This window comes from Streptomyces sp. TG1A-60 (genome assembly GCF_037201975.1).
Lineage (GTDB): Bacteria > Actinomycetota > Actinomycetes > Streptomycetales > Streptomycetaceae > Streptomyces.
The window spans coordinates 4,951,695-4,968,504 of the sequence record NZ_CP147520.1 but is presented as its reverse complement, the minus strand read 5'-3'; the positions used below and the strand labels follow the sequence as shown (position 1 = coordinate 4,968,504).

Here is a 16,810-nt window from a genome sequence, read left to right as displayed (position 1 = left end):
GCTCCACGCCTCCCGTCATTCCAAGGTCGTACGACAGTCGCCCGGCACGATAGCCAGCGAACGTGAAACGCGCCTGAGAATCACCCGGCCCGCCCCCGGCCGGACGCACTACTCCACGAACAGCCCCCGCGTCGCGGCCCGCGCGTCGAACTCCTCCAGGCGGGCCTGCGCCTCCGGCAGGTCGTCGCACATGGCCTCCAGGAGCACGCGGCCCAGCAGCATCGGGGCGCAGGCGGTGTCGAAGGCGAGCCCGGTGCCGACGGCGGCGGGCAGGAGCAGGTCGGAGACCTTGGCGACGGGCGCGAAGGCGGAGTCGGCGACCGTGACGACGAAGAGCCCCGCCTCCTTCGCGTACGCCAGGGCGTCGACGGCCTCGCGCGGATGCCTGGGCAGCGCGAAGCAGAGCAGGGCCGTCGCGCCCGCCCGTACCGCCGCGTCGACACGGTCGTGGAGCATGCTGCCGCCCTCGTGCAGCAGCCGTACGTCGGGGTGGACCTTGGCGGCGAAGTACGCGAAGCCGTACGCCTGGGAGGCCGCGGCCCGCAGGCCGAGCACCGGCAGCGGCCGGGACGCGGCCAGCAGCCGCCCGGCCCGCGTCACCGGGGCCGGGTCGGCGAGCACCTCGGCCAGATGCCGCAGGTTCTCGATCTCGGCCTGGACGGCCTGCTGGTACTCGTTGTACGCGGTGGTGTCCGCGACCGGCTCGGCGGGCGCGACGTCCCGCAGATGCCGGCGCAGCGCCGGGTAGCCGTCGAAGCCCAGCGCCACCGCGAAGCGTGTCACGGACGGCTGGCTGACCCCGGCCAGCTCCGCCAGTTCCACACTCGACAGGAACGGCACGTCCGCCGCCCGCCGCACCATGCTGTGGGCGATACGCCGCTGGGTGGGCGTCAGCCGGTGCCCCTCGAAGAGCGCCTGCAGCCGCGCGGCGGGACTGTCCGTCCCGCCCGTGCCCTTGTCCGGGTTCATGACGCGTTCCCCCCTCAGCGGGTCCGCCTGGACGTCCGTCCAGATCTCGGTGAATCGGTCGAGCAGTACGGCCGCCGTGCCGGGCACGGGCCGCGCGGGCCCGTCGGCGAGCCGCACGACATCACCCGCAGCCTCCTCGGCCCGGGCGGACACGACACTATTCAGCCACCGAGAACTCTGCATGAGGTTATACAGCCCGAGCAAGAGAGATGCCGGACAGGAGAAGCCGGCCGAGAGCGGACGCTGGAAAGCAGAGCGCGTGAAGGACCGTGAACAGGTCTCCGCCGACTGAGGTCGCCGGCCTGGTGGGGCTTCGCCTGCGGGGTGTTCCCGGGGAAGTCCGCCCTGTGGGAGAGGGAACGGAACCGTTCAGGCCTCGGACGCCTGCACGCCGCGCTTTCGCTGGGCGATCATCTCGATGACCGCCCTCGCCCCCGACCACGTCCTGGACCTGCCCGAGTACGGGCCCGTGCCGGTCGACATCGTCTGCGGCGGGCAGTTCTACGTCCAGGCACGCGCCGCCGACCTCGGCGTCCGCCTGGAAACCGGCGCCGCCAAGGAGACCGCCCGCGCCGGAGCGGTACTGCGCGCCCCCGCCCAGCGGCAGTTCCCGGTCAGCCACCCGCTCAGTCCGGGCATCAACCAGATCTCCCTGACGATGCTCCACGGCCCCTCCCCGACGCCGGGCGTCTCCGGCCGCAACACGGTCGTCCTGCCGAACGGCGAGGTGGACCTCGCCGACCCGGCGACCTGGACCGGCACCCTGGACCGCTCCCCGTGCGGCACCGGCACCAGCGGCCGTATGGCCGCGCTGCACGCCCGGGGCGAACTCGCGCTCTACACCCCGTTCGTCCACGAGTCGATCATCGGCACCACCTTTACCGGCACCCTCCTGGACACCACCCGGACCGGCCGCTACGAAGCCGTGCGGCCGACGATCAGCGGACGTGGCTGGATCACCGCGTTCAGCCAGTACGTCCGCCGCTCTCACCGGCGTGCGAACAGGGGGGCTATCCCCAGTGCCAGGCACCCCCCGGCTCCCTACCGTGAACAGCATGACCGGAATGGACGCCCGTGACGCACAGCTCAAGGACGCCGAGCTGAAGAAGGAACTCGCCGCCACCCTGCACGCCCGGAGAGAACTGGGCGACGACTACGAGTCGGCGCTCGTCGAGTCGTTCCTGGAGAAGGTGGACCAGCGCATCGACGGCGCGGTCGAACGCCGGGTCCGGCGGCAGGTCGCCGAGCAGCAGATGGTGGTGGCCCGCGGCACCAGCTCCCCCAGGTCCACCGACACCTGGGGCGAGCGCTACGGCTTCGGCGTCGTCTCCCTCGTCGCCGCCATCCCCCTGTCCGGCATCGGCGGCGGCGTCGCCGACCTCCCGGGACTCTTCGTCACCTGGGCGGGCATCGTGGCCGTGAACGTGGCGTGGGCCCTGCGTGGTGCACCGAACCCGCTCCGGCGCCGGGGCAGGGCCGGGGACCCGGACCGGGAGGAGTAGTCCCGGCGGGGTCCGGCGGGACGGGGGTGCGCGGGGACCGCCGCACCCCCGTGTGACGGGGGGCGGGACGACGGCGGTCCCCGCGAGGGACGCGGGGGCCGGCCAGGGCCGGACTTGCGCGTCCATGGCGTCCAGGGAGGCCCGGGAGCCGCTCCGGAGATCCTTGGCGCCGTTTTCGTCGTCGGCCCGGGCGGGGAGCCGCTCCCGCCCTGCCGACAGCCACCAATGTGCCGGAGCCGTGTTAAGCGGGTGCTGCGCGGACGTGACGCGGGGGTACCACTTCTGCGAAGCCAGACGCGCGACACGCACAAATCTTCGACTCGGTGGGCCGCTTGACGTGGTTCCTTCCGTTTTCCTACTGCTTCGCCCCGCCCTTGGCGAGGAACGTGAGCAGGTCCTGCCGGCTGACCACACCCGTCGGCTTGCCCTCGACCAGCACGATCGCCGCGTCCGCCGAGCCGAGCACGGACATCAGGTCGCCGACCGGCTCACCGGAACCGACCTGCGGCAGGGGCGCGGACATGTGCTTCTCCAGCGGGTCGCCGAGCGAGGCCCGCTGGGTGAACAGGGCGTCGAGCAGCTCCCGCTCGACGACGGACCCGACCACCTCGGCGGCCATGACGTCCGGGTGACCGGCGCCCGGCTTCACGATCGGCATCTGCGAGACGCCGTACTCGCGCAGCACCTCGATCGCCTGGCCGACCGTCTCGTCCGGGTGCATGTGGACGAGGGAGGGGATGGCGCCGTGCTCCTTGTGGCTGAGGACGTCGCCGACGCGTGCGCTCGGCCCCTCGTCCTCCAGGAACCCGTAGTCGGCCATCCACTCGTCGTTGAAGATCTTGCTCAGGTAGCCGCGTCCGCTGTCGGGCAGCAGGACGACCACCACGTCGTCCTCGCCGAGCCGCTCGGCGACCCTCAGCGCCGCGACGACGGCCATGCCGCAGGAGCCGCCCACGAGCAGGCCCTCCTCCTTGGCCAGCCGCCGGGTCATCTGGAAGGAGTCCTTGTCCGACACGGCGATGATCTCGTCGGCGACGGTCCGGTCGTACGCGGTCGGCCAGAAGTCCTCGCCGACGCCCTCGACGAGGTACGGCCGTCCGGACCCGCCCGAGTACACGGACCCCTCGGGGTCGGCGCCGATGACCTGGACCCCGCCGTCGCTGGCGTCCTTCAGATAGCGGCCCGTGCCGGAGATGGTCCCGCCGGTGCCCACGCCCGCCACGAAGTGGGTGATCCTCCCCTCCGTCTGCTCCCACAGCTCAGGGCCGGTCGAGTGGTAATGGGAGAGCGGGTTGTCGGGGTTGGAGTACTGGTCGGGCTTCCAGGCACCGGGCGTCTCACGGACCAGCCGGTCCGAGACGTTGTAGTACGAGTCGGGGTGCTCGGGAGCGACGGCCGTGGGGCAGACGACGACCTCGGCCCCGTAGGCCCGCAGCACATTGATCTTGTCGGTGCTCACCTTGTCGGGGCACACGAAGATGCACTTGTACCCCTTCTGCTGGGCGACGATGGCGAGCCCCACACCCGTGTTTCCGCTGGTCGGCTCGACGATGGTGCCGCCGGGCCGCAGCCGGCCGCTCTTCTCCGCCGCCTCGATCATGCGCAGCGCGATGCGGTCCTTCACGGAACCGCCGGGATTGAAGTACTCGACCTTGGCCAGGACGGTCGCCTGGATACCCTCGGTCACGCTGTTGAGCCTCAGCAGCGGGGTGTTGCCGACGAGGCTGATCATCGAGTCGTGGAATTGCACCGTTGTCTCCGGAGCTGCAAAAAGGGATGGCCGTGATGTCCCGCCAGCCTAAGCCCCGCCCTCACTCTTCTCTCCCCGTTCCTCACCGGTCGGGATTGGCCGGGGGCCGGTACGGGGCAATGAGTGGTTGTACCGGTACGAGGAGGTGGCGGCGACGCATGTCGAGCATGTCTAGGGCGAGGGTGGCCCGGCGCATCGCGGCGGGCGCGGCGTTTGGCGGTGGCGGCATCGGGCTGGTCGGTGCGGCGGCCGTGGGTGTGCTGCTGGCCGAGGTGCGGATGGCCAAGCGCCACGTGGGCAACGGGCACAGCCCGCACCCGCCGAGCGCGGAGGGCCTGTACGGCCACGCGTACGGCAGCCGCTACGGCCGTACGTACGGCTCCTACGGCGCGTACGGCAGTTCGTACGACGTCCCCGGCGAACCCCCGCTCCGGCTCGTCATGCTCGGCGACTCCACCGCCGTCGGCCAGGGTGTGCACCGGTCCCGGCAGACGCCGGGGGCGCTCCTCGCCTCGGGGCTCGCGGCGGTGGCCGAGCGCCCGGTGCGGCTGCGCAACGTCGCGCTGCCGGGCGCCCAGTCCGACGACCTGGACCGGCAGGTGGCGCTGGTCCTGGAGGACCCGGCGCAGGTCCCCGACGTCTGCGTGATCATGATCGGCGCGAACGACGTGACCCACCGGATGCCCCGACCCGCTCGGTCCGCCACCTCTCGGCGGCGGTACGGCGACTGCGGACCGCCGGTGCGGAGGTGGTGGTCGGCACCTGTCCCGACCTCGGCACCATCGAGCCCGTGCAGCAGCCGTTGCGCTGGCTCGCCCGCCGGGCCTCACGGCAGCTGGCGGCCGCCCAGACGATCGGCGCCGTCGAGCAGGGGGGCCGCACGGTCTCCCTGGGCGACCTTCTCGGACCCGAGTTCGAACAGAACCCCCGCGAACTGTTCGGCCCCGACAACTACCACCCCTCCGCCGAGGGGTACGCGACCGCGGCGATGGCCCTCCTGCCGACGGTCTGCGCGGCGCTGGGGCTGTGGCCGGCGGAGGAGGAGCGGCCGGACGTCAGCCGCCGCGAGGGGTTCCTGCCGGTGGCACGTGCCGCCGCCGAGGCGGCGTCCGAGGCCGGCACCGAGGTGACGGCCGCGATGCCCACGGGGCCGCGTGGGCCCTGGGCTCTGCTGAAGCGGCGTCGGCGGCGGAGGGTGCCGGTGTCGGACCCCGCGCCGAACGCCGCCGCGGAGGCGCAGCCGGGCGCCTGAGCTCCAGGGCACCCGCCAACCCAAAAAGCAAGCGCTTAGAAAAGTGCGGCCGGAGTCACACCCCCAGGTCCGTGACCCGGCCCATACGTACGGGTAACTTCCCCAGCAGTCCCGCTTTCCGTACTCCTGCCCGTCGCCCGCCACCGCCCCACAGACGAGGCGCTGCGCGCCGCACCTTTTGAACATGGAGCCGTGATGCCCGAAGCCGTGATCGTCTCAGCCGCCCGCTCCCCCATCGGCCGCGCTTTCAAGGGCTCGCTGAAGGACCTGCGCCCCGACGACCTGACCGCCACGATCATCGAGGCGGCCCTCGCGAAGGTCCCGGAGCTGGACCCGAAGGACATCGACGACCTGATGCTGGGCTGCGGCCTCCCCGGCGGCGAGGCGGGACACAACCTGGGTCGGATCGTCGCCGTGCAGCTGGGCATGGACCACCTGCCGGGCTGCACGATCACCCGTTACTGCTCCTCCTCCCTCCAGACCTCCCGCATGGCCCTGCACGCCATCAAGGCGGGCGAGGGCGACGTCTTCATCTCGGCCGGTGTCGAGACGGTGTCCCGGAGCGTGAAGGGGACCAGCGACGGCCTGCCCGACACCCACAACCCCCTCTTCGCCGAGGCGGAGGCCCGCACGGAGGCCGTCTCCAAGTCGGTCGGCACCTCCTGGCACGACCCGCGCGAGGACGGCCTGCTCCCCGACCCGTACATCGCGATGGGGCAGACCGCCGAGAACCTGGCCCGCCAGTGGGGTGTGACCCGGCAGGACATGGACGAGTTCGGCGTCCGCTCGCAGAACCTCGCCGAGGAGGCCGTCGGGAACGGCTTCTGGGAGCGTGAGATCACCCCGGTGACACTGCCCGACGGCACGGTCGTCGCCAAGGACGACGGTCCGCGCGCGGGCGTCACCCTGGAGGCCGTACAGGGCTTGAAGCCTGTCTTCCGCGAGGACGGCCTGGTCACCGCCGGCAACTGCTGCCCGCTGAACGACGGCGCAGCGGCCCTGGTGATCATGTCGGACACCAAGGCGCGCGAGCTCGGCCTCACACCTCTCGCCCGGATCGTCTCGACGGGCGTCTCCGGCCTCTCCCCCGAGATCATGGGCTACGGCCCGGTGGAGGCGTCGAAGCAGGCCCTGTCGCGCGCGGGCCTCACCGTCGACGACATCGACCTGTTCGAGATCAACGAGGCCTTCGCCGCTCAGGTGATCCCCTCCTACCGCGACCTGAACATCCCGCTGGACAAGCTGAACGTGAACGGCGGCGCCATCGCCGTCGGTCACCCCTTCGGCATGACCGGCGCCCGGATCACCGCCACGCTCGTCAACTCCCTCCAGTTCCACGACAAGCAGTTCGGGCTGGAGACGATGTGCGTCGGCGGCGGCCAGGGCATGGCGATGGTCATCGAGCGCCTCAGCTGACCGGTCCGCACCGCACGCGTCCGTAGCCATACGAGCGCGCGGTGATGCTGCGGCCCGGAGCCCCGGAATCCACGGGGCTCCGGGCCGTTTTGTGATCCAATCTCCCCCAGGATGTGACCTATCTCCCTCCGGAGAGGGATGTGCGCAGGTCAGAGTCGTTTCACCAGCAAACACCGGGGGTAGGATCCTGCCCGTTTCGTGACGTTACGCACTGACAGCTGGTTAGTCCGCCCTTCAAGCTGATGTAGGAAGTCGGGGTCGACCTTGAACCGGGAGTACGTCAGTGAGCGCTATGCCGATCGCCTTGCTGCTCACCACGGCCGCCACCGCCGCCGTGGGCGTGGCCGTCCTGCGCACCCTCACGGGTCTGCGCCGGCAGGTCGCCGCCTTGCGCGCCGAGCTCGCCGAGAGCCGGACGGCGGGCGCGCGCGCCCTGGTGCCGGCCGCCCGTCCGGCCGCCGACACGGAGGAGATACGCGCCGCCGTCGCGGAGGCGCTCGCCGAGGAGCGGGAGCGGGAGCTGGCCGAGGCGCGGGCTTTCTGGGCCGCCCAGGAGGCCCGTGACGTCTCCGACGCGCCCTCGCTGCTGGGTCTGCCCGACAGTGACCTGTTCCTGCCCCGGCAGTCCGATTTCGCGGGTCTGGAGCACCTGGAGCCGGTGATCGAGCCGAGCCTGGAGGGCGACGAGTTCGCCGGGGAGTCCGCGGAGCTTGCCGCGGCCCGCCGCCGCCACCCCTCGCACCCCGACTTCGTGCCGGTGCAGTCCCCGGTCACCAACGATCACGAGCGTACGGTCGCCTGCCTGGAGGACCTCGCCGCGTCCCGCACCGAGCTGGCCGATGTCCGTCCGGGTCCCCTCGGCACCCTCGACGTCTATGTCTTCGCCGACGGCACCACCCTCTGCATGACCCCCGGCCACCGTGAGACCGCCGAACGCCTCGCCGGCGCCCTCCACACCGGCGACACCCCCGTCCTCCTGGGCGGCTCGGGCATCTCCGGCGCCTACACCCTCACGTTCCAGTGCGGCGAGGACATGGTCTACATCCTGGCGGACCGCGTCATCGCGGCTCTGTAGTCGCCGCAGTCGCCGCAGTCGCCGCAGGAGCGCCGCCCAAGGGGCACGGGAACCCGCGCGGGCAACCACGGACGACCCGCACGCACGAGCCGGAGCACGCTCCTACGGCACCTGGGCGCGATCTCACACCCCGGCCCGCCGCTGCGCCTCCTCCACCAGCGCCACGGCTTGCGCCAGCTCGCTCTCGTCCACCAGAACGAGCGCGAGATCATTGCCGGCCACCATGACCTGGTCCGCCGCCGCGAACATCCCCGCGTCCGGCATCTCACGCAGGGGTCCCCCGGGCGACTCCAGCCGCTGGGCACGCAGTGCCAACTCCCTGGCCAGCCCCAGTGCCTCCGCGGCGGCGCCCCGCTGCAGCCGGCTCTGCGGAGCGGCCCGCAACCGGTCGGCGAAATGGTCCACGGCACGGGTCAACGGCGTCGTATCAAGCACGCCGCGAGAGTACGCGCCCGCGCCGGGCTGTTGCCAACGGGCCGCCGCTCAGGCAACGTGACCTGAAGGACCGGCTTACATTCCCTTTCGTCCGGAGGCGCCGATGTCCCAAGTCTTCTCCGAGGAGACCCACCGCAATCTGCTCGCCCGCATCCCCCAGTGCACCGGTCGTGAGGTCTCCGACTGGCTTCGCAAAGTCGACGAAGGCCCCGCTCTCTTCAACTTCGAGGAGAAGGTCAGCTGGCTCCGGCACGAGTACGACCTCGCGTACGGCCACGCCAAAGCGATCATTCACGAGTACGACCTGAGGAGGGCCGCGAGGAAGCTCCGCTGAGGGCGCCGAGAACCACGAAGGGCCCGCGAACCTGTCGGTTCGCGGGCCCTTCGACCGTGTCACGCCGTCACTGCGCGGCGGAAGGCGCTCTAGTCGTCCCCGCTGAAGATGGCGACCAGGCGGAGCATCTCGATGTAGATCCACACCAGGGTCATGGTGAGGCCGAACGCGGCCAGCCAGGACTCCTCGCGCGGGGCGCCGTAGGCGATGCCGTCCTCGATCTGCTTGAAGTCGAGGGTCAGGAAGAACGCGCCGAGCAGGATCGCGAGGATGCCGACGATCGCGCCGAGCGGGCCCATGCTGCGCAGTCCGCCGTCCGGGGCGAGCCCGAAGACGACGAGCAGCAGGTTGACCGCCATGACGAGGATGAAGGCGATCGCGATGGTCATGCCGATGCGGGCGTACCGCGCGGTGACCCGGATCCAGCCGGCCCGGTAGACCAGAAGGGTGGCGCCGGAGACGGCCATCGTGCCGAGCACCGCCTGGAAGGGCGCGCCGCTCCACCGCGAGTTGAACATCTCGCTGAGCACACCGAGGAAGACACCCTCGAAGGCGGCGTACGTCAGGATCAGCGCGGGCGAGGCCTTGCGCTTGAAGGCCTGCACCATCGCCAGGACGAAGGCGATGAGCGCGGCGCCGATGGCGAGGCCGTAACTCGTGGGCGACACCGGCAGGAGGGCCCACGCGAGGACCGCGCCGACGACGACCGTGCCGAGCGTCAGGGCCGAACGCATGACGACGTCGTCCATCGTCATCCGGTCGGTGGTGGCCGGGGCCTGCGGCGGGGCGCCGTGTTGGGAGTCCTGCTGGGCGTACGGGTTCGTCGCGTACGGGTTGCCGCCCTGGGCGTAGGGGGTGCCCTGGGTGCCGACAGCTGCTCCCCCGGCCTGCGGCGCGGTGTTGAAGCCCGCGTGGCCGTTGTCGCGGCTGAACCCCCGTCGCGAGAAGACCGGGTTGCTGCTCCTCATTTCACTCCTCCATGGCCACCCTGCGTGGCCTTGGCTCAAGAGTAATGGGTAGGCAAAGGATTGCCTCTAGTGCTTGGGGAGGATCTTTCCCTGCCCTGTTCATCGAACACGCTACGCGCCTCCCTGATTTCCCGCCCCACCCCCCTCACCCCATGACCAACCCGGTACCGGCCCGCGACCATCCGGAGATCAACCACCACCCCCCTCCGCCGAGGTGCCGTCAGAACCGTCCGGTCGTCTCCGACGAGAGGGCTCGGCGCGCCCGTGGTATAGGGAGCGCGTGCCGTCGGAATGAGGCATACGTGACGGGATGGAGGGGTTTGCGCGAGTTTGATCGGAGGTGCCCGGAACCGGACTTGAACCGGTACGCCCGCGAGGGGCAGCGAGGTTTAAGCTCGCCGTGTCTGCATTCCACCATCCGGGCAGGCCATGGGCTCCGCGCTGAGCTTCCGAGCCTATCGGGACCCTTCCCCCGAACAGCCGAAGAGCGGACCGATGTTGTCTTATTTTATTGACGTCTGAGGGTGCATCAGCCCGCGGAACAGTCCATCAGCACTTGCCAACAGGCTTTCGGACGGCACGGCCGGGCGTATGCGGAATGACGGAATTTCACCGCCCGAACACGTGGCCCACCGCCGATACGGGCGGTGACACGGTGACTCGTGTCGGTCAGGGCGTGCGGAGCACACCGATCGTGCCGCCCCTGACGCGCCCGAAGTCCGGCCGTCATCCCCGGGTATGACGCGCCGTCCGCCCGTGCGACCGAAGTCGCCCCCCGGAACCGGAACAGCGGCTGACTACACGGCCCTCCTCGGCACCGACGATGGAGTCGTTCCTCGTACGGCCTCCGGCACGCCCCTCGACGCGTCCTCGACCCGCCCGGGCTCGCTCACGGCCCTTCCGAACACCCCAAAACGCCTTCCTCCCGACAGGAGTTCCCACCCGTGACCACCACTCCCCTCGCCGACCGGTCCACCGCCGTGGCCGCCCGCGCCACGGAACTGTCGAAGGTCTACGGACAGGGAGAGACCCGGGTCGTCGCCCTGGACCAGGTCACCGTGGACTTCCGGCAGGCCCGGTTCACCGCGATCATGGGCCCTTCGGGTTCCGGCAAGTCCACGCTGATGCACTGCGTGGCAGGCCTGGACACCTTCTCGGCCGGGTCCGTACGCATCGGTGAGACCGAGCTGGGCTCGCTGAAGGACAAGCAGCTCACCAGGCTCCGCCGGGACAAGATCGGCTTCATCTTCCAGGCGTTCAACCTGCTGCCGACGCTGACGGCGCTGGAGAACATCACCCTCCCGATGGACATCGCGGGCCGCAAGCCGGACAAGCGGTGGCTGGACACCGTGATCCACATGGTGGGCCTGGCCGACCGGTTGAGCCACCGGCCCGCGCAGCTCTCCGGCGGCCAGCAGCAGCGCGTCGCGGTGGCGCGGGCGCTCGCCTCGCGGCCGGACATCATCTTCGGGGACGAGCCGACCGGGAACCTCGACTCGCGCTCGGGGGCCGAGGTGCTGGGCTTCCTGCGCAACTCCGTACGGGAGTTGGGGCAGACCGTGGTGATGGTGACGCACGACCCGGTGGCCGCGGCGTACGCGGACCGCGTCATCTTCCTCGCCGACGGGCGCGTCGTCGACGAGTTCTACGAGCCGACGGCGGACTCCGTCCTGGACCGCATGAAGCGGTTCGACACCAAGGCCCGCACGAGCTAGTGCCGTAGCAGGGAACGTTTGCCCTGTTGTGATGTGACGCGTCGTCCGGGTGCTGTGTCGGGCGGCGCGTGTCCGTCACTCTGTCCGGGTGGCAGAACGAGTACGCGTGCGTGAGATCGATGACGACGAGGGCAGACGGCTGCTGCGGATCATCCGCAGGGGGACTGGGTCGGTGGTGACCTGGCGGCGGGCCCAGATGGTGCTGCTGTCCGCGCAGGGCATGCCGGTGGCGAAGATTGCCGAGGTGTCGTTCACCAGCGACGACCGGGTCCGCGATGTGATCCACAACTTCAACACCGACGGCTTCGAGTCGCTGTATCCGAAGTACAAGGGCGGCCGGCCCAAGACGTTCACATTGCCCGAGCGTCGCGAGATCAAGAAGATCGCCAAGTCCAAGCCCGCCGAGCACGACCTGCCGTTCTCGACCTGGAGTCTGACCAAGCTGGCGGACTTCCTGGTCGCCGAGGGGGTGGTCGACGACATCAGCCACGAGGGCCTTCGCATCCTGCTCCGCGAGGAAGGCGTCTCCTTTCAACGCCTGAAGACCTGGAAGACCTCCCGCGACCCGGACTACGCGGCCAAGAAGGCACGCGTCGAGCACCTGTATGCCATCGCCGACGGCGAGGTCATACCCGAGGAGGGCGAGCCCGAAGTCGTCTTCTGTCTGGACGAGTTCGGGCCGCTCAACCTGATGCCCCACCCTGGCCGGCAGTGGGCCGAACGCGGCGGCAAGTACAAGGACCCCGACCGTGAACCACGTCGTCGTCGGCGGGCGACCTACAACCGCTACGGCGGGGTGCGGCACCTGTTCGCCGCTCTGGACCTGGCCAAGGACAAGCTCTACGGCCACATCAAGCCCATCAAGCGACGCACTCAGTTCCTGGAGTTCTGCCGCTACCTGCGCACCCTCTACCCGGCCGGTGTCCGCATCGCGATCGTCTGCGACAACTTTTCCCCGCATCTGACCACGAAGAAGTGCCAGCGGGTCGGCACCTGGGCGGCGGCGAACAACGTCGAGATCGCCTACACCCCGACGAACTCCTCGTGGCTCAACCGCGTCGAGGCCCAGTTCACCGCTTTGCGCTACTTCACCCTCGACGGCACCGACCATGCCGACCACAAGGAACAGGGCAGCATGATCCGCCGCTACATCATCTGGCGAAACCGCCATGCCGACGACCGACGCCTACGCGCCGTCGTCGACAGGGCAAACATTGCCTGATCCGGCACTAGCGCCGCGAAGGCAACGTTCGCACCGGAGCCGCGCCTCCCTCACGTCGCCCTCGCGGCCACCCACCGTCGCTTCCCGACCCCGAAACAGGGATCCCCTCATGTTCCGTACCGCCCTGCGCAACGTGCTCTCACACAAGGCCAGGCTCCTGATGACCGTGCTCGCGGTGATGCTCGGCGTCGCCTTCGTGTCGGGCACGCTGGTCTTCACCAACAGCATCTCGGACGCGTTCCAGAAGAGCTCGGCCAAGGGCTTCGACCACGTGGACGTCGCGATCGAGGCGGGGTACCGGCCGGGCGAGGGCGACCGCGTCGCCGAACAGCCGAAGCTGACGCCCGAGTTGCTGAACAAGGTCGAGCGGGCGCCCGGCACCGAGTCCGCGACGGGTGTGGTGAGCGGGTTCACCGCGCTCGCCGACAAGGACGGCAAGCTGATCGGCGGCGGCTTCCAGTCGCAGGGCGGGAACTACTGGGGCACGAACGACCCCCGGTATCCGATCAAGAACGGTGGCCGTGCCCCCCGGGGCGAGAACGAGACAGCCATCGACTCCGCGACCGCGAAGCGGGCCGGGTACGAGGTGGGCGACACGATCCGCCTGTCCGTCGACGGGCCGGTCCTCACCCCCACCATCACCGCGATCTTCACCACGGACGACGGCAACGTGGCCGCCGGCGGCAGCCTCGCCCTGTTCGACACGGCGACCGCGCAGCGGCTCTTCCACAGGGACGGCGAGTACGACGCGATCAACGTGACGGCGGCGGCCGGCACCAGCCAGGCCGAGCTGCAGTCGGCCATCGAGAAGATCCTCCCCGAGGACACCGCCCGCACCACCACCGGCCGGCAGCTCGCCGACGACCAGGCCGCGCAGATCGCCGCGGAGATGAGTGGCATGAAGAACGCGCTGCTGGTCTTCGCCGGGATCGCGCTCTTCGTCGGCACGTTCACCATCGCCAACACCTTCACCATGCTGGTCGCCCAGCGCACCAGAGAGCTGGCGCTGCTGCGCGCGGTGGGCGCCTCCCGCCGCCAGGTGACGCGTTCGGTGCTGACCGAGGCGTTCGTGGTCGGCGCGGTCGCCGCGGTCACCGGTCTCGCCGCCGGTGTCGGCATCGGCGCGGCGATGCGGTCGCTGATGGCGATGCTCGGCGCGACCGTCCCCGACGGCCCGCTGGTGATCTCCGGCGGCACGGTCGTCAGCGCCCTGCTGGTCGGCGTACTGATCACCGTGCTGGCCGCCTGGCTGCCGGGACGCCGCGCGGCGAAGATCCCGCCGGTCGCCGCGATGAGCAGCGTGCACGCGAAGGCGACGGCCAAGTCGCTCGTCGTACGGAACTCGACCGGCGCTCTGCTCGCCGGCGCGGGCACCGCCACCGTCCTGTACGCCACGACGATGGACGGCTCGGACGGGCAGGCCCCGATGGGCGTCGGCGCGGTGCTCCTGATCATCGGCGTCTTCGTCCTCACGCCTCTCCTCTCCCGCCCCCTGGTCGCGGCGGCGGCGCCCGTCCTGCGGGTCTTCGGGGTCTCCGGCAAGCTCGCCCGGCAGAACTCCGTACGCAATCCGCGCCGCACCGCCGCCACCGCCTCGGCGCTGATGATCGGTCTGACGCTGATCACCGGTATGACGGTGATGGCGGGCAGTCTGCAGACGTCCATCGACAAGATGGCCGCCGACGCGATCAAGGCGGACTACGTGGTCTCGATGGCCAACGGCAACTTCCTCTCCCCGGACGTGGAGAAGACGCTCGCCGCCACCGAGGGCGTCACGGCGGTCTCGCCGCTGCGCAACGCCGAGTCCCGCGTCGACGGTGAGACCGAGTACCTCACCGGCGTCAACGGCGCGGTCTTCGGCGACCTCGTCGACCTCACCGTCGACGACGGCGCGTTCGAGGTCGGCGGCGCGGACGTGGTCGTGGACGCGGACACCGCCGCGCGGCGCGGCTGGGAGTCCGGTTCGCAGGTCACCGCCGGGTTCCGGGGCGGCGAGAGGCAGCGGCTGACGGTCGCCGGGGTCTACCGGGGCAACGAGCTGTTTCGGGGCGTCCTCGTGGACAACAGGACGCTCGGCGAGCGGCTGCCGGCCTCGGCGGACCCGGCCGACATGACGGTCATGGTCAAGACCTCGGGCGGCGCCTCGGCCGCCGCCAAGGACCGGCTGGAGCGCGCCCTCGGCGAGAATCCGGCCATCCGGGTCCAGGACCGCGAGGACGTCTCCGCGGACATCGCGCGGATGTTCACCCTGATGCTGAACATGCTGTACGGCCTGCTGGCCATGGCCGTGATCGTCGCCGTCCTCGGTGTCGTCAACACCCTCGCCATGTCCGTCTTCGAGCGCTCCCAGGAGATCGGCATGCTCCGCGCGATCGGTCTCGACCGGCGGGGCATCAAGCGGATGGTCCGTCTGGAGTCCCTGGTGATCTCCCTGTTCGGCGGTGTCCTCGGCATCGGCCTCGGTGTCTTCTTCGGCTGGGCCGTCGGCGAACTGCTCGCCACCAGGATGCCGACGTACGAACTGGTCCTGCCCTGGGCCCGGCTGGCCGTCTTCCTCCTCCTGGCCGCCACGGTCGGCATCCTGGCCGCTCTGTGGCCGGCCCGCCGCGCGGCGAAGCTGAACATGCTGACGGCGATCAAGTCGGAGTAGCCCCGGAGGGTGCGAGGAAGTCAGTGGGCGGGCCCCCGTTCCGGCGAGGAACGGGGGCCCGCCCACGCCCGTATGCGTGCGTGGGGGCGCGCACGTGGCCGCTCCACGCCCCGTACGGTCGGTCAGGCGGCCCAGGTCCGGGCCCTGAGCGGCAGCCCCGACGCACCCCCTTCCGTGGGCCGCACGGCCAGCACCTGGTTGACGCCGATGCGGTTGCCTTCGAAGCCGAGGGCGGAGGCGGCCATGTAGAGCCGCCAGACGCGGGCGCGGCCGGGTCCGACGAGGCCGACCGCCTGCCCCCAGCGGGCTTCGAGGTTGGTGACCCAGGCGCGCAGGGTGAGGGCGTAGTGCTCGCGGAGGGACTCCACGTCGCGGACCTCGAACCCGGCGCGTTCGAGCTGGGTGACGGTGGTGCCGACAGGGGCGAGTTCGCCGTCCGGGAAGACGTACGCGTCGATGAAGCCGTTGACGGCGTACGTGCTCTCGTCGCGCTGCGGGCGCCGGGAGATCTGGTGGTTGAGGAGCCGCCCTCCGGGGGCGAGGAGCCTGTACAGATTCTCCGCGTACTCCAGGTACTGGTCCGCGCCGACGTGTTCGGCCATGCCGACGGAGGAGACCGCGTCGAAGGGGCCGTCGGTGACGTCGCGGTAGTCCTGGACGCGGATCTCGACGCGGTCGGTCAGTCCCTCCTCGGCTACGCGCTTACGGGCGTACGCGGCCTGTTCCTGGGAGAGGGTGACGCCGACGACGCGCACGCCGTACGCGCGGGCGGCGTGCACGGCCATGGAGCCCCAGCCGCAGCCGACGTCGAGGAGCCGGCGGCCCGGGGCCAGGCCGAGTTTGCGGCAGATCAGGTCGAGCTTGTCGTGCTGGGCGGCTTCGAGGGTGGTGCTGCCGTCGGAGGCCGCCCAGTAGGCGCAGGAGTACACCATCGACTCGCCGAGCACGAGCTCGTAGAAGTCGTTGCCCACGTCGTAGTGGTGGCTGACGGCCCGTCTGTCGCTGCGTCTGGTGTGCCGGTGGCGGTTGGTTCGGACCTCCTCGCGAGGCGGTTCGGGCGGGAGGAGGACGGCGGGCCCGGCCAGCTTCAGCAGTCCCCTGACCGCCGCCCGCGCATCCGGGTCGCGCAGGACCTCGGTGAGACTCCGGGCGTCGTCGTCCCGCTCCCACACGTGTCCGGCCATCAGATCCAGTACGGCGTACAGGTCCCCTTCGACGCCGAGGTCCCCGGCGACCCAGGCGCGGGCCAGGCCCAGCTCGCCCGGCTTCCACAGCAGCCGGCGCAGGGCCCTGCGGTTCCGTACCACCAGTACGGGGGCCTCCGGCGGGCCGGCCGCCGATCCGTCCCAGGCCCGCAGCCGGACCGGGAGCGGGGTCCCCAACACCTGCTCGAACAGGGCCTTCAGCCGCGACGCGGCGTCCTGCATGGCGCGCACCTCCGTGACGAGAGATCCCGGATTGTCCAACGCCAACGTAAACACCGGCGGGGCTTCGCCGTAGTCCCGCCGTGAGGTGTGTTGTT

The 16,810-nt window shown here is 70.7% G+C and carries 12 protein-coding genes, 1 tRNA gene and 2 pseudogenes; 9 read left to right on the top strand and 6 right to left on the bottom strand.

Features of this window, described 5'->3' with window-relative positions; translation table 11 throughout:
* Positions 1 to 108: 108 nt before the first annotated feature.
* Positions 109 to 969 carry a MurR/RpiR family transcriptional regulator gene (locus WBG99_RS21625; RefSeq protein ID WP_338900428.1) on the bottom strand — a complete coding sequence of 287 codons (861 nt, stop codon included), beginning with the start codon at positions 967 to 969 and terminating at the stop codon, positions 109 to 111.
* Positions 970 to 1,324: 355 nt separating this feature from the next.
* Between WBG99_RS21625 and WBG99_RS21620 the strand changes: the two are divergent.
* Both WBG99_RS21620 and WBG99_RS21615 read left to right on the top strand, forming a co-directional pair.
* A pseudogene (locus WBG99_RS21620) lies at positions 1,325 to 2,047 on the top strand (proline racemase family protein); the annotation flags it as partial.
* Entirely contained in the window at positions 2,025 to 2,471 is a 447-nt protein-coding gene (locus WBG99_RS21615; protein ID WP_338897865.1) for a hypothetical protein, read from the top strand. The pseudogene WBG99_RS21620 and the gene WBG99_RS21615, both read left to right, overlap by 23 nt.
* A 355-nt stretch (positions 2,472 to 2,826) precedes the next feature.
* On the opposite strand, the gene WBG99_RS21610 is transcribed toward WBG99_RS21615, so the two are convergent.
* Positions 2,827 to 4,221 (bottom strand): cystathionine beta-synthase, encoded by a 1,395-nt coding sequence (locus WBG99_RS21610; protein ID WP_338897863.1) that lies wholly within the window; start codon positions 4,219 to 4,221, stop codon positions 2,827 to 2,829.
* 26 nt (positions 4,222 to 4,247) lie between these two features.
* Between WBG99_RS21610 and WBG99_RS21605 the strand changes: the two are divergent.
* The 3 genes and pseudogenes from WBG99_RS21605 (at position 4,248) to WBG99_RS21595 (ending at position 7,964) form a co-directional block, all read left to right on the top strand.
* Positions 4,248 to 5,473 (top strand): annotated as a pseudogene (locus WBG99_RS21605) (SGNH/GDSL hydrolase family protein).
* Between the two features lie 195 nt (positions 5,474 to 5,668).
* On the top strand, positions 5,669 to 6,889 hold the full coding sequence (locus tag WBG99_RS21600) for an acetyl-CoA C-acetyltransferase (protein ID WP_338897862.1): 1,221 nt from the start codon (positions 5,669 to 5,671) through the stop codon (positions 6,887 to 6,889).
* A 292-nt stretch (positions 6,890 to 7,181) separates the two neighbouring features.
* Positions 7,182 to 7,964: a hypothetical protein gene (locus WBG99_RS21595; protein ID WP_338900427.1), complete on the top strand. Its 783-nt coding sequence runs from the start codon at positions 7,182 to 7,184 to the stop codon at positions 7,962 to 7,964.
* A gap of 123 nt (positions 7,965 to 8,087) precedes the next feature.
* Here WBG99_RS21595 and WBG99_RS21590 read toward each other — a convergent pair whose 3' ends face one another.
* A complete protein-coding gene (locus tag WBG99_RS21590; protein ID WP_338897861.1) occupies positions 8,088 to 8,399 on the bottom strand; it encodes a hypothetical protein in 312 nt (103 codons plus the stop codon).
* 103 nt (positions 8,400 to 8,502) lie between these two features.
* On the opposite strand from WBG99_RS21590, the gene WBG99_RS21585 reads away from it, so the two are divergent.
* Positions 8,503 to 8,733 carry a DUF4287 domain-containing protein gene (locus tag WBG99_RS21585; RefSeq protein WP_338897860.1) on the top strand — a complete coding sequence of 77 codons (231 nt, stop codon included), beginning with the start codon at positions 8,503 to 8,505 and terminating at the stop codon, positions 8,731 to 8,733.
* Between the two features lie 89 nt (positions 8,734 to 8,822).
* On the opposite strand, the gene WBG99_RS21580 is transcribed toward WBG99_RS21585, so the two are convergent.
* Complete coding sequence (locus WBG99_RS21580) at positions 8,823 to 9,701, bottom strand: Bax inhibitor-1/YccA family protein (RefSeq protein ID WP_338897859.1); 879 nt, start codon at positions 9,699 to 9,701, stop codon at positions 8,823 to 8,825.
* Between the two features lie 341 nt (positions 9,702 to 10,042).
* Positions 10,043 to 10,125: transfer RNA gene (locus WBG99_RS21575), tRNA-Leu, on the bottom strand.
* Between the two features lie 520 nt (positions 10,126 to 10,645).
* Here WBG99_RS21575 and WBG99_RS21570 point away from each other — a divergent pair.
* The 3 genes from WBG99_RS21570 (at position 10,646) to WBG99_RS21560 (ending at position 15,288) form a co-directional block, all read left to right on the top strand.
* Positions 10,646 to 11,416 carry an ABC transporter ATP-binding protein gene (locus WBG99_RS21570; protein WP_338897858.1) on the top strand — a complete coding sequence of 257 codons (771 nt, stop codon included), beginning with the start codon at positions 10,646 to 10,648 and terminating at the stop codon, positions 11,414 to 11,416.
* An 88-nt stretch (positions 11,417 to 11,504) separates the two neighbouring features.
* A complete protein-coding gene (locus tag WBG99_RS21565; protein WP_338896412.1) occupies positions 11,505 to 12,638 on the top strand; it encodes an IS630 family transposase in 1,134 nt (377 codons plus the stop codon).
* Positions 12,639 to 12,747: 109 nt separating this feature from the next.
* Entirely contained in the window at positions 12,748 to 15,288 is a 2,541-nt protein-coding gene (locus WBG99_RS21560) for an FtsX-like permease family protein (RefSeq protein ID WP_338897857.1), read from the top strand.
* Between the two features lie 122 nt (positions 15,289 to 15,410).
* Here WBG99_RS21560 and WBG99_RS21555 read toward each other — a convergent pair whose 3' ends face one another.
* The gene (locus tag WBG99_RS21555; protein ID WP_338897856.1) at positions 15,411 to 16,715 is read right to left on the bottom strand and encodes a class I SAM-dependent methyltransferase; all 1,305 of its coding nucleotides are present in this window, start codon (positions 16,713 to 16,715) and stop codon (positions 15,411 to 15,413) included.
* Positions 16,716 to 16,810: the final 95 nt, after the last annotated feature.

Coding starts and splice junctions, on each gene's coding strand:
- WBG99_RS21625 (WP_338900428.1), bottom strand. CDS start 969: ATGAACCCGGACAAGGGCACGGGCGGGACGGACAGTCCCGCCGCGCGG.
- WBG99_RS21615 (WP_338897865.1), top strand. CDS start 2,025: ATGACCGGAATGGACGCCCGTGACGCACAGCTCAAGGACGCCGAGCTG.
- WBG99_RS21600 (WP_338897862.1), top strand. CDS start 5,669: ATGCCCGAAGCCGTGATCGTCTCAGCCGCCCGCTCCCCCATCGGCCGC.
- WBG99_RS21595 (WP_338900427.1), top strand. CDS start 7,182: ATGCCGATCGCCTTGCTGCTCACCACGGCCGCCACCGCCGCCGTGGGC.
- WBG99_RS21585 (WP_338897860.1), top strand. CDS start 8,503: ATGTCCCAAGTCTTCTCCGAGGAGACCCACCGCAATCTGCTCGCCCGC.
- WBG99_RS21580 (WP_338897859.1), bottom strand. CDS start 9,701: ATGAGGAGCAGCAACCCGGTCTTCTCGCGACGGGGGTTCAGCCGCGAC.
- WBG99_RS21560 (WP_338897857.1), top strand. CDS start 12,748: ATGTTCCGTACCGCCCTGCGCAACGTGCTCTCACACAAGGCCAGGCTC.
- WBG99_RS21555 (WP_338897856.1), bottom strand. CDS start 16,715: ATGCAGGACGCCGCGTCGCGGCTGAAGGCCCTGTTCGAGCAGGTGTTG.